9 protein-coding genes and 1 pseudogene are annotated in these 11,940 nt (G+C 73.6%); 7 read left to right on the top strand and 3 right to left on the bottom strand.

Annotated features, from left to right (window positions below):
- Window positions 1–200: pseudogene (locus AB8Z75_RS24630) on the bottom strand (alpha/beta hydrolase); the annotation flags it as partial.
- Entirely contained in the window at window positions 197–1,228 is a 1,032-nt protein-coding gene (locus AB8Z75_RS24625) for an NlpC/P60 family protein (protein ID WP_369205545.1), read from the bottom strand. The gene AB8Z75_RS24625 and the pseudogene AB8Z75_RS24630, both read right to left, overlap by 4 nt.
- A gap of 129 nt (window positions 1,229–1,357) precedes the next feature.
- On the opposite strand from AB8Z75_RS24625, the gene AB8Z75_RS24620 reads away from it, so the two are divergent.
- The 7 genes from AB8Z75_RS24620 to AB8Z75_RS24590 all read left to right on the top strand — a co-directional run bounded on the left by AB8Z75_RS24620 (window position 1,358) and on the right by AB8Z75_RS24590 (window position 9,842).
- Window positions 1,358–1,966 carry a DUF6668 family protein gene (locus AB8Z75_RS24620; protein ID WP_369205544.1) on the top strand — a complete coding sequence of 203 codons (609 nt, stop codon included), beginning with the start codon at window positions 1,358–1,360 and terminating at the stop codon, window positions 1,964–1,966.
- 12 nt (window positions 1,967–1,978) lie between these two features.
- Window positions 1,979–2,296, top strand: coding sequence for a hypothetical protein (locus AB8Z75_RS24615; protein ID WP_369205542.1), 318 nt, complete (start codon window positions 1,979–1,981; stop codon window positions 2,294–2,296).
- Between the two features lie 65 nt (window positions 2,297–2,361).
- On the top strand, window positions 2,362–3,192 hold the full coding sequence (locus tag AB8Z75_RS24610) for a hypothetical protein (RefSeq protein WP_369205540.1): 831 nt from the start codon (window positions 2,362–2,364) through the stop codon (window positions 3,190–3,192).
- On the top strand, window positions 3,192–4,520 hold the full coding sequence (locus tag AB8Z75_RS24605; RefSeq protein ID WP_369205538.1) for a hypothetical protein: 1,329 nt from the start codon (window positions 3,192–3,194) through the stop codon (window positions 4,518–4,520). The genes AB8Z75_RS24610 and AB8Z75_RS24605 overlap by 1 nt, the downstream gene beginning before the upstream one ends.
- Window positions 4,513–6,006: an SCO6880 family protein gene (locus AB8Z75_RS24600; RefSeq protein WP_369205536.1), complete on the top strand. Its 1,494-nt coding sequence runs from the start codon at window positions 4,513–4,515 to the stop codon at window positions 6,004–6,006. The genes AB8Z75_RS24605 and AB8Z75_RS24600 overlap by 8 nt, the downstream gene beginning before the upstream one ends.
- Window positions 6,007–6,054: 48 nt before the next feature.
- On the top strand, window positions 6,055–7,548 hold the full coding sequence (locus AB8Z75_RS24595; protein ID WP_369205534.1) for an ATP/GTP-binding protein: 1,494 nt from the start codon (window positions 6,055–6,057) through the stop codon (window positions 7,546–7,548).
- A gap of 257 nt (window positions 7,549–7,805) precedes the next feature.
- Window positions 7,806–9,842 (top strand): RICIN domain-containing protein, encoded by a 2,037-nt coding sequence (locus tag AB8Z75_RS24590; protein WP_369205533.1) that lies wholly within the window; start codon window positions 7,806–7,808, stop codon window positions 9,840–9,842.
- A 30-nt stretch (window positions 9,843–9,872) separates the two neighbouring features.
- Here AB8Z75_RS24590 and AB8Z75_RS24585 read toward each other — a convergent pair.
- Window positions 9,873–11,940 (bottom strand): tetratricopeptide repeat protein (locus AB8Z75_RS24585; RefSeq protein ID WP_369205532.1); only part of this gene is annotated, 2,068 nt, incomplete at its 5' end.

Below are 11,940 nucleotides of genomic sequence, written 5' to 3'. Positions count from 1 at the left end.
GCCGAGGACTTGCCGTCCCCGGTCGGGTCGGGGGCGGGGGAGGAACCGGCCGCGTGTGCGCGCTGCTTGCCGTCGCCGTTGGCACTGCCGTCACCACCGTCACCGCCGTCGAAACCGCATCCGGCGGCGGTGAGCGCGAGCGTGAGTGTGAGCGCGAGCGCCGTGGTGGCGGCGGTGGCGCGGGATCCGAGTGGCGTCATCCGAACCGCCTCACCTTCTGGGGCCTGCTGGTGTAGTAGCTGTCGTCGAGGTCGCTGATCTTCACCACGTCGCCTGTCTTGGGCGCGTGGATGAACTGCCCGTGTCCGAGGTAGATGCCGATGTGGTCGTAGCTGCCATGCAGGTCGAAGCCGATGACATCGCCGGGCCGCATGTCGTCGCGGGCCACCTCGCGGCCCTCGGTGACCTGCGTCTGGGAGGTGCGGGGAAGGAGGGTGCGTCCGCTGCTCGCGTGGTAGACCGCGTACTGCACCAGGCTGGAGCAGTCGAATCCGACCGTGCCGGCGCCCTGCGCGAACCCCCGCCCTGGCCCCTCGGGCCCGCCGCCGCCCCACGCGTACGGGGTGCCGAGCCACTTCTTGGCGTAGGCCACCACACGGTTGCCGAACGTGCCGCCGTCCTCGACCGCCATGTCCCCCGAGTAGTCGGCCATCGACGCGACGATCTTCGACACGTAGTTCTGCGTCTCCGGATAGGGCGGCAGTCCTTCGAACTTCTCGACGGCGCCCGGGCCCGCGTTGTAGGCGGCGAGGATCAGCCGGGTCGGGTCGCCGCCCAGCCCCATCGCGGTGACCTTGCTCGCGAGCCAGCAGTCGTAGCGGGCCTGGGTCATGATGGCGTCGCCCGGGGTGAACGGGTCGGCGACGCCGTCCGGTTCGGAGCCGCCGTCCTTGCCCGCCGCGTCCACCCCCCACGTCTTCCAGGTCCCGGGGAGGAACTGGCTGAGCCCCTGGGCCCCGGCGCTGCTCTGCGCCGTGGGGTTCCAGTTCGACTCGGCCGCGATCTGCGCGGCGATCAGCGGGGCGCTGACCGCCTTGCACTCCTTGCCGGCGCGTTCGATCCACTGGAGGTACTCGGGCGGCACCCGCTCGCCGTCGAGCGCGGTGACGAGCCCCTGGGGGGCGCCTGATTCCTCCTCCTCGGCAGCCGCCACCACGGACAGGCCGACCACCATGGTGAGCAGTACGGCGAGGAGACCCCCTGCCCATCTCACCGCGGCCGTGGTCATCCGCAATCCCCCTTGAACCAGTTCGATCGAGAGTCCGTATGTGGGCCCGTAGTCGAAAAGCAGCGCTCGGAACGTGTGTCAACTCGGGCTGTGCGTTGCGGCGTCGTGTCCGCGTCGAAGGGAGATGCCATGGCCGGGGATGCGCCGGTTTCCAACCCCTGGCTGTCGTCGGCCCGCCCTTCGGGGGGCAACAACGGAGAGCCGCAGCGATCGGTTCAGGACGTGCCCACAGCGCTGACGGGCCCCGCGGCACCCCAGGCGGGGGTGCCGCGGCCCGCACACGTGCTGCCCGTCGCCGCACCGCAGGCCGCCGCGGGCCCCGCGTGGTGGTGGCTGGGCGTCCACGGTGGCGCGGGGGTCAGCACGCTGGAGCAGGCCGTGCCCGGCGGCCGGGACGCGGGCCGCGCCTGGCCCGCCGGTGACGTGCCGCAGCCCGTGGTGCTCGTCGCGCGGTCCGGCGCCGTCGGTCTCAAGGCCGCCCAGAGCGCGGCGCAGCAGTGGGCCTCGCAGATGGTGACCGGCGTCGAACTGCTCGGTCTGGCCGTCGTCGCCGATGCCCCGGGCCGCCGCCCACGCGCCCTGCGCGACCTGGTGCGCCTCGTCTCCGGTGCCGTGCCCCGGCTGTGGGAGATCCCGTGGGTGGAGCCGTGGCGGCTCGGTGCGTCGCCCACGGCTCATGTGCCCAGTCAGTGCGCGCCGTTGGCACGCGACCTGTCCCGACTCACCCGACGCGCGTAAAGGGGAATCCGCATGTCCACTCTGTTGGCCGCCGTCTCGGCCGCCTCGCAGCAGCTCGCTTCCGTCGCCGCCGATCCGGCCCCCTCCGGGGTGCCGGACGTCGGCGGCGGGGAGGCGCCGCCCGGCGCGGACGGCCTGCTGACGGTGCTCAAGTGGGTGGCCTGGTCGGTCACAGCGCTGTGCGTCGCGGGCATCTTCGGCGTCGCCGCGCGGATGGCCGTCGACCACTCCAGGGGTGGCGGTCGCGAACACGTCAAGGGGTTGGGTTTCGTCCTGGGCGCCTGTGTGCTCGTCGGCTCGGCGTCCGGCGTCGTCGGCGCGCTGGTGTGACGGCGCGGCAGGCGACGGGATAGGCGACGGGAGCGGGCATGCGCAGCGCAAGGAGGGGGAGGGACATGGCAGAGTCCGGCAACCGCGCGGGCCGGGAGGAGCCGCAGAGCCCGTGGCTGCGGACCGGCTTCGTCCTCGCGGTCGCGTTCATCGGCTTCGTGGCCGTCATCGGGGCGGTGGTCCTCACCTCTGGGCCCCCCGGCGAAGGGGGCGGGGCCGCCGGGGSGSCSRCGGCGAGGAAGGCGGCGGCGCCGCGGCCCGGAAGCGGACCCGCGGACGGCGGACCGTCCGGGGCCGCGGACGAGAAGACGTCGTGCCCGCGGCTGGACGGCAGCCACCAGGACGGCAGCCACCAGGACGGCAGGCACCAGGACGGCAGCCACCTGGAAGTGCCCACCGCGGCGCCCGAGGGCGTGACGTGGAAGCTGTTCGGCAGCGTCGCACTGCCGGCGTCGAAGGACGCGGGCCCGGCCGTGGTCGGCGGGGACGTGGCGCGCTGCTACGCGCACACCCCCGTCGGCGCGCTGCTGGCCACGAGTCAGATCAGCGTGCGGTACCTGGCGGCCGACGACTGGCTGAAGGTGACGCGGGCCCAGGTGCGCGGCGCGGGCCGGCAGCCCTACATCGCCGCGCGGACCGAGTCGGAGGACGAGGCGGAGTCCGAGAGCGGGGACGGTGCCGTGCAGGGCCAGATCGCCGGCTTCGAGTTCGTCACGTACACCGGCGACTCGGCCGTGCTCCAGACGGTGTGGCGGTTCCCCGACGGACGGATGCAGGCCGCCACCACGACGGTGCTGTGGCAGGACGGGGACTGGCGGCTGGAGTACCCGGCCGACCCGCCGGCGCCCACCCCGGTCGACTCCCTGGCCGGATACGTCGAGTGGGGTGGTGTGTGATGGCGGGCTGCGATTTCGGCTGGGTGCGCCCCACGGTCGGCGGCTACTGCGTCGGCGACGGGAAGGGCACGGCCCCCAAGGACCTCGGCGACAGCGCGTTCGACAACATCGTCGACAGCGCCGCGCAGGCCGCGGGATCCACCGTCAAGGCCCTCGGCAGCGCGTGGACGCAGATCGAGAGCCCCCTGCTCAGTTACGACAGCGGTCCCGCGGCCTTCCTGCGCGGCTCCACCCTGTGGTTCACCTCGTTCACCGCCGTCCTGTGCCTGCTCGTCGCGGCCGGGCACCTCGCCTGGCAGCGCCGCAGCGAGCCCGGCAGGCAGGCGCTGCGGGGCCTGCTCAACCTCGTCGTCGTCTCCTCGGCCGGGGTGGCGGCCGTCAACCTGCTGACCGTGGCGGGGGACAGGTTCAGCGTCTGGATCATCGACAGGTCCACGGGGTGCGAGCGGATCAGCCCGGACGGCGAGCCGGTACGGCAGTGTGTCAACGAGTTCGACGACCGCGTCTCGGCGATGCTCGCACTCGGCGACTCGGATTCGGCCTTCCTGGTGCTGATCATGTCGCTGCTGGTGATCGTCGGCAGTCTGGTGCAGATCGCCCTCATGATCGTGCGGGTGGCCATGCTGGTGATCCTCACCGGAACGCTCCCGCTGTCCGCCGCCGCCAGCTCCACCCCCGCCGGCCGGGCCTGGTTCCGCAAGTCCACGGGCTGGCTGCTGGCCTTCGTGCTGTACAAACCGACCGCGGCGGTCGTGTACGCGGCGGCGTTCTCGATGACCGGCACGGCACCGGACGGCGAGGGCAAGGAGATCATCTCCATGGTCGCCGGTGTGGTCCTGCTCGTGCTGGCCTGCTGCACTCTGCCCGCGCTGTTGCGACTTGCCGCCCCCGCCGTGCAGGCCACCGCCTCGGGCCTGGGGCGCGGCACCTCCTCAAGCCCGCGCGGCGGCCGGACGGTGGCCACCGGGGCGCAGGCGGTGCCGCAGCTGCGCGGGCCCGCCGCGGGACGCTCGGTCTCCGGCGCGATGCCGGCCCAGGACCGTAGCGAGGCCACCGGAGCCCGCAGCGGCGCCGGCCGGATGTCCGGCGCCCGCAGGCCCGCGCAGGGCGCCGGCGGAACCCAGGCCTCGCCGGGCGCCACGGTGACCGCCACCACGGCAGGCGGCCCCGCGGGACGGATTCCGCAGGACACGAGCAAGCAGCCCGACCAGCCGGCGCCGTCCGCGGACCCCGGCGACCCGTCCGAGGGCGAACTCCTCTCCTCCGCGCTCTCGGCGGCTCCTCGACACCACGACGACCAGCAGGGGGAACCCCGTGGCAGTGACTGAAGAAACCGGCCCGCGCACCTACGGCAACTTCCGCAAGCCGCGCGCCTCCGGGCTGCGGGGCCTGTCCCTGGGCGCGACGCTGCTGCTGTTCGGCGGCCTGATCGCCGTCGTCCTCAGCACGCTGATCTCCCTGTGGGTGGCACTGGCGCTGGCGGCCGTCCTGGCGCTCGCCATGGCACCGCTGGCCCTGCGCGACCGGCACGGCCGCACGCTGATGCAGCGCGGCGCGGTCCGCCTGGCCTGGTGGCGCACCACCTCCTCGGGCGGCAACCTCTACCGCTCGGGTCCGCTGGGCCGGGCCGGCGGTGGCAACTGCCGGCTGCCGGGGCTCGCCGCCCAGTCCTCGCTGAGCGAGGCGCGGGACGGCTACGGCCGCGCGTTCGCCATGATCACCGTTCCGGCGACCAACCACCACACCGTCGTCGTCGCCTGCGACGCGGACGGCGCCGCCCTGGTCGACGAGCGGCAGGTCGACATCTGGGTGGCCCACTGGGGCCAGTGGCTCTCCGCGCTCGGCACCGAGCCGGGCCTGGTCGCCGCCAGCGTCACCGTGGAGACGGCACCCGACCCCGGCGTCCGGCTCCAGCAGGAGATCGACGCCAACGCCGTCGACGACGGGCCCGAGCTGGCGCGCAGGATGCTGCGGGACGTGGTCGCCGCCTACCCCAGCGGCTCGGCGCAGATCAGCACCCGTATCGCGCTGACGTACTCGGGCGCGGCCCGCCCCGGGTCCCCCCGCCGCGACGTCGAGGAGATGGCGGTGCACATCGGCACCCGCCTGCCGGGGCTGACCGCCGGGCTGTCCATGACCGGCGCGGGAACGGCCGTACCGATGACGGCGACCGAACTCACCGAGGCCGTGCGCGTCGCCTACGACCCGACCGTCGCCCAACTGGTGGAGGAGGCCCGCGCGGCCGGGGGCACAGGTCTGACCTGGGACCAGGCCGGCCCGACCGCCGCGCAGGAGGCGTGGGACCACTACCGGCACGACGGCGTCCACAGCGTCACCTGGGCCATGACGGAGGCGCCGCAGGGCGAGGTGTTCGCCAACGTGCTGACCGGCCTGGTGCAGCCCAGCCGCGACATCGCCCGCAAGCGGGTCACCCTGCTCTACCGCCCGCACAGCCGCGCCGAAAGCGCCCGCGTCGTACAACAGGACTACAAGAACGCGCTGTTCACCGCCCAGCAGTCGCCGCTCGGCAGGGCGAGCGACGACGCGGAGGTCGTCGCCGCCAGGAAGGCCGCCGAGGAACAGGCACAGGGCCACGGCGTCATCCAGTTCGGACTGCTGATCACCGCCACCGTCGACTCCGCCGAGGACCTGCCCGGAGCGAGCGCGGCCGTCGACAACCTGGCCCCCGCAGCCCGGATCGCGGTCAGGCCGGTCTACGGCTCCCAGGCCGCCGCCTTCGCCGCCGCGCTGCCGCTGGGCCTCGTCCTGCCGCTGCACACCGCACTGCCGCAGACCGTGCGGGACGCGATGTAGCCGCCTCGCGACCCGCCCCCACCGCACGCCACCAGCACAGGAGGACCCATGGCAGCCCGCACGAGCGGCAGGACCAGGGCGCGCAGGCCTGACACACCCCGCACACCGCAGCCCACGCCGCGCGGCTGGCCAGGGCGGGGCGGCGGCACCGTCGGCTACGTCGATCCAGCGCCCGAATGGCGCGGCACCACCGTCCAGGTCTGCGGCATGTGGCCGTTCGGCGCGGGGGCCGGCACACCGATGGTCGGAGTGCCCCTCGGCCGCGACCTCGACTCCGGGGCCACCGTGTGCTGCGACCCGGTCAGCTGGTTCATGCGCACGGGACTGCTCGCCAACCCCTCGATGTTCGTGCTCGGCCGCCCGGGGCTGGGCAAGTCCACCGCCGTACGGCGCATGGCGCTGGGCCTGGCGGGCTACGGGGTGCACCCGCTCGTCTTCGGCGACCTCAAACCCGACTACGTCGACCTCATCAGGGCGATCGGCGGGCAGGTCATCAGCCTCGGCCGGGGCCGCGGCCACCTCAACGTCCTCGACCCCGGCGAGTCCACCGCAGCCGCCGCCCGGCTCACAGGGTCCGCCCGCCGCCAACTCCTGGCCGCCACCCACAGCAGGCGGCTGAACATGGTGTCCGCGCTGCTGACGATCCTGCGCTCCGAGCCGCCCGGCGACCGCGAGGAGACCATCCTCGCCGCGGCGCTCGACATCCTCGACGACCGGCACGGCCCCGGCCGCACGCCGGTCCTCGCCGACCTGGTGCAGGTCATCAAGGACGCCCCGGAGCCGGTGCGCGCCGTCGCCCTCGACCGGGGAGACATCAACCGCTACCGCGACATCACCGAGAACCTCGAAGCCTCACTGACGGCGCTGCTCGGAGACGGCCTGCTGGGCGACTCCTTCGCCCGCCCGACCACCGAGCCCATGAAGCTCGACCGCCCCGTCTGCTTCGACATCAGCGACATCGACGACAGCGAGACCGTCCTCCAGGCAGCCGCCCTGCTGTCCTGCTGGTCGTACGGCTTCGGCGCGGTCTCGGCCGCCCACGCGCTCGCCGACGCGGGTCTTGAGCCGCGCCGCAACCACTTCCTGGTCATGGACGAGCTGTGGCGGGTACTGCAGGCGGGCCGGGGCCTGGTCGACCGGGTCAACGCCCTCACCCGCCTGGACCGGCAGCGCGGCGTCGGACTCGCCATGGTCACCCACACCATCGGCGACCTGCTGGCCCTGCCCACCGAGGAGGACCGCATCAAGGCCAAGGGCTTCGTGGAACGCGCGGGCATGGTGGTGTGCGCGGGGCTGCCCCCGGCCGAGATGCCGCAACTGGCCCAGGTGGTGGAGCTGACGGAGGTCGAGAAGCGGCTCCTGGTGGACTGGTCGACGCCGCCCGCGTGGGACAGCTCCCGCAACCGCCAGGCCGACCCGCCAGGACTCGGCAACTTCCTCGTCAAGGTCGGAAGCAGGCCCGGCATCCCCGTCCACGTCGACCTGACCGAGGGCGAGCTGGAGGTCAACAACACCAACAAGAGGTGGAACAAACAGGGGTGAGGACCGCGGCTCCGCGGTGAACCGATCCGGTCGCCGATCCGTGGGAAGAGGTGGAGGCCGGGCCCCCACCGCGGTCTCCGCCCGCACCGGGCCCGGGGCGCGTTCCCCGTTCGGCGCCCTGGGCCCGGTCTGCTGCGACGTGTGCGGCACGGCGAGGCGGTCGGCGGATCGGCACCGCTGTGAACCGGTACGCACAACGCTCCGTTCTCACCGAGGAGTTCTTCCGTCGCAAGCCGAGACGTCAGGGAGTGGTTCACATGAGCGAGGACGGAGAGGCGCGGAAGCCGGGCGCGCCGCCCGAGCACCCGGCCCCCTTCGAAGTGGTCATCGACGGTGACGGTGCCGCCTCGATCGACGGCGAGCAGGTGCCGGTCATCGGCGACCAGCCGCTCGACACCGCCATCCTCGACACGCTGCACGGCTACGCGCGGCTGCGGAACACCCCCGTCACGGCGGTCATCGCCAACCCCGCCACCGACTCGACGGTGCACGTGGAGGTCGGCCCCGACGGCTCCAGCCGACTCGCGGGACCACAGCCCGGCGACCCGGGCGGGAACGCCGCACCGGGGGCCGAAGCCGGGGCGAGCTTCGGCGCCGACGCGGGGCCCGGCGCCGAAGCGGGCCCCGAGACCGACGGTGCCGACCCGAGTGCCGACCCGAGCGCCGACCCGAGTGCCCGCCCGACGGCCGACAGCGCGGCCGATGGCGCCGACCCGGCGCTTGGGGGCGGCATACCGGGCCGGGGCGGTGGCCCGGAGGCCGCAGACGAGACGGCCACCGCGCCCCTTCCGACGGTGCGAGCGGACCGATCTCCGACGACACCTGAGCCGGCGGCGGGACCTGAGCAGGCCGTGGGGCCTGAGCCCACGGTGGGGCCGGAGTCGGCCGTGGGGCCGGGGTCGGCCGTGGGGCGTGAGCAGGTCGTGGGGCCTGAGTCGGCCGTCGGGCCTGAGCAAGTCGTGGGGCCGGGGTCGGCCGTGGGGCCGGAGTCGGCCGTCGGGCCTGAGCAAGTCGTGGGGCCGGAGTCGGCCGTCGGGCCTGAGCCCACCGTGGGGCCTGAGTCGGCCGTCGGGCCCGAGCAGGTCGGGCCCGGCCCGGCCGTGGGAGTCGGCTCGGTCGCCGGTGGCGGCTTGGCGGCCGGAGTCGGCTCGGTTGCCGGTGGCGGCTTGGCGGCCGGAGCCGGATCGGCTGCCGCGCAGGGCGGGACGCCCGTCGTCGGCGGACAGCCGGGCCCACCGCCGTCCGGGGGCCCGGCAGAGCGGCCCACCGCTCTGCCGTCGGCTCCGCGTCGCTCGCTGCCGCGCCCCTCGATCCCGCGCCCGTCCCTGCCGTCGCTGCCGCGCCCCTCGCTGCTCGGACGCTCGTCCGGGACCGGGAACGGAGGAAGCGGGAGCAAGGCCGCGCGGGGGCCCCGGGGTTCGGATGTGGAGTTCGTGCCCACCAGCCTGCTCAAGAAGCCCTGGGTGGTCGCGGCCTCGGCCGTCGCGGTGGTGGCGCTCGTCACCACACCGCTGGCGCTGGCAGGGGCCACCAGCAGCGGCGAGGAGGAGGGCGGAAAGGGCGAGAAGACTTTGGCCGAAGGGCCGAAGGACGAGGTCACACGCGGTCCGGGAGGCGCGGTGCGCCCCTCGCGGCCTCCGTCGCCTTCCGGCTCACCCTCGGCTACCGACAAGGACGACCCCAGCGACAAGCCGAAGTTCGGGGACTCGAAGCCCTCGAAGCCCAAGGACGAGGAGAAGGACTCCGACGCGTCGGACGAGGAGTCCTCGGGCGGGGACGACAAGAAGGACACGAAGAAGGCGTCCGGCGGCTCCGGTCTCCCTTCGGGAGTCACCATGATCGTGAACCGGAAGACCGACCTGTGCCTGGACCTGCCCGGCACCGGCAAGGGCAAGCCGGACGGCCGGGCCCAGCAGGGCGCGTGCGACACGACCCACGCGGCTCTCGGCGGCAACCAGCGGTGGAAGCTGGACCTCAAGAAGAAGGACGGCGGGCCGGGGAAGGCCGACCTCTATCTGATCCGCAACGTCAAGGACGACCTCTGCCTGGACCTGGCCGGCTTCGGACCCAAGGCGGCCAGGTCACCGGTGACCGAGTACCACTGCCGTGCCGAGAACGACAATCAGCTGTGGTGGTTCGACAAGCGGTCCAACGGCACGTACTGGATCCGCAACCACGAGAGCGGTCACCTGTGCCTCGACGTTTCGGGCAAGGGGGAGAAGCCGCACGCTCCCCTGCTGATCTTCGGCTGCGACGACGCCGACGACCACCAGTGGAGCTTCCGGAGGCCGTGAGGGAAGGGCGAGCGCGCGCACGTGGCCCGGTCAGGCGACGGCCGTGGGGCCTGCGTCCTCGCCCTCGTCGAGCCCGTCGAGCTTCTCGCGTAGGTGTGCCGCGTCCGGGTGGTTGAACTCCTCCAGCAGCCTCAGGGCACGACTCCAGTGCGTGCGGGCGGCGTCGGGGTCGTCGCCCGCCAGGTGGACGTCGCCGAGGTGGTCGATGGTCTGGGCTTCGCCCCAGCGGTTGCCGACGGCCTGATGCCTGGTGAGCGCTTGGCGGTAGTGGGAGATGGCCTCGTCGTGGTGGTGGAGCCGGTGGTGCACGGTGCCGAGGAAGTCCAGGGAGATGCCCTCGACCCAGGTGTTGTCGGTGGCGCGTTGGACGACCAGTGCCTGCTCCAGGTAGGCGCGGGCCTCGTCGAACCGTCCGAGCCGCAGGTGCGCCTCACCCATGTTGTTCAGGCAGATGCCCTCGCCCCAGCCGTGCCCGACGGCGCGGTCGATCTCCAGCGCCTGTTGCAGGTGTTCCAGAGCCTCCTCGTACCGGCCTGCCCGCAGGCAGACGTCGCCCAGGTTGCCGATGATCCGGGACGCGCCCAGTTCGTCGCCGAGCGCTCTCCAGCGGGGCAGGGCCTTGAGGTAGTAGTCGATGGACTCGTTCAGACTGCCGCCGTTGGCGAGGGCGTTGGCCACGCCGGTGAGGCTTTCGGCCTCGCCCTTCTGGTCTCCGGCACGGCGCGCGGCCGACAGGCTCAGCCGGTTGCAGGTCAGCCAGTCGCTCGTATGGCTGCGCAAGTAGAAGAAGCCCCACAGGACGGCGGTCAGCCGCCACGCGACACCGGCGTGGGACCCGGCGGCGTGGGCGATCGCGGCCACGAGGTTGGCGCGTTCGGCCGAGCACCAGTTCAGCGCCTGGTCGTAGGTGGCGAACTCCACCGGCTCGTTCTCGGCGAGCAGCGGGACGAGCGGCACCCGTGTGCGGTTCGGGGTGAGGAACCTGGAGGCGGCGTCGGCGGTGTGCAGGTACCAGGTGAGTACGCGCTCGACCGCCTGCTCGCGGTCCTGAGCCGCCTCCCGGTAACCGGCCTGTTCGGCGGCGTAGACCCGCAGCAGGTCGTGGAAGGCGTAGCGGCCGGGGAAGTGCTCGGTGAGCAGGTGGGCGTGGGTGAGTTCGGCGAGGAGGCCGCGGGTCTCGCGGCGGGTGAGCCCCGCCAGCGCGGCGGCGGCGGGCGCGGAGATGTCAGGCCCTGGGGCGGCGGCCAGCAACTGGAACAGCCGCGCGGCCGGCGCCGAGAGCGCCTGGTACGACCAGGAGAAGACCGCGCGCACGTCCGTGCTGATGTCACCGCCGGCGAAGGCGTCGAGGCTGCCGTGGCTGTCGCGCAGTTCCTCGGCGACGGCGTGCAGCGGGAAGCTGGGGTGGGTGGCGGCACGGGCGGCGACGATGGCCAGCGCCAACGGCAGCCGCGCGCAGCGCGAGATGATCTCGTCCGCCGCCTCGGGTTCCGCCGCGAGCCGGGCGGCACCGATCCGGCGGGCGAGGAAGTCCCGTGCGTCCGCGGGCGGGAGCGGGCTGAGCGTCAAGGGGCGCGCGCCGTCGTTGGCGATGAGGCCGGTGAGCTGGTTGCGGCTGGTGACGATGGCCAGGCAGCCGGGGCCTGTGGGCAGCAGAGGCCGGACCTGCTCGGTGTCGCGGGCGTTGTCCAGCAGCAGCAGGACCCGGCGGGAGGCGAGCAGACTGCGGTACAGCGCCGCGCGCCCCTCCGGGCGGCCGGGCATCTGTCCCGGCGGCACGCCGAGCGCGTCGAGGAAGGTGTGGGTGGCCTCGTCCGGCGGCATGGCCGTGCCGCTCGGATCGAAACCGCGCAGGTTGACGTACAGCTGGCCGTCGGGGAAGCGGTGCGCGATCTCGTGTGCCCAGTGCACGGCCAGGGCGGTCTTGCCGACGCCCGCCATGCCGCCGATCGCGCTGATCACCACCGCGTTCGGATGCCCGCCGTCGGCGGGCAGCAGGGCGTGGGTCTGCGCGAGTTCGCTCTCCCTTCCGGTGAAGACCGGCAGGTCCGCGGGAAGCTGTGCGGGCCGGGCCGGGCCGCGGCAGGCGGCGGGGGAG

It is taken from the genome of Streptomyces sp. PU-14G (assembly GCF_041028275.1).
GTDB lineage: Bacteria > Actinomycetota > Actinomycetes > Streptomycetales > Streptomycetaceae > Streptomyces.
This window is presented reverse-complemented; position numbering and strand designations above follow the sequence as displayed.

Coding starts and splice junctions, on each gene's coding strand:
- AB8Z75_RS24625 (WP_369205545.1), bottom strand. CDS start 1,228: ATGACCACGGCCGCGGTGAGATGGGCAGGGGGTCTCCTCGCCGTACTG.
- AB8Z75_RS24595 (WP_369205534.1), top strand. CDS start 6,055: ATGGCAGCCCGCACGAGCGGCAGGACCAGGGCGCGCAGGCCTGACACA.
- AB8Z75_RS24615 (WP_369205542.1), top strand. CDS start 1,979: ATGTCCACTCTGTTGGCCGCCGTCTCGGCCGCCTCGCAGCAGCTCGCT.
- AB8Z75_RS24620 (WP_369205544.1), top strand. CDS start 1,358: ATGGCCGGGGATGCGCCGGTTTCCAACCCCTGGCTGTCGTCGGCCCGC.
- AB8Z75_RS24605 (WP_369205538.1), top strand. CDS start 3,192: ATGGCGGGCTGCGATTTCGGCTGGGTGCGCCCCACGGTCGGCGGCTAC.
- AB8Z75_RS24590 (WP_369205533.1), top strand. CDS start 7,806: ATGAGCGAGGACGGAGAGGCGCGGAAGCCGGGCGCGCCGCCCGAGCAC.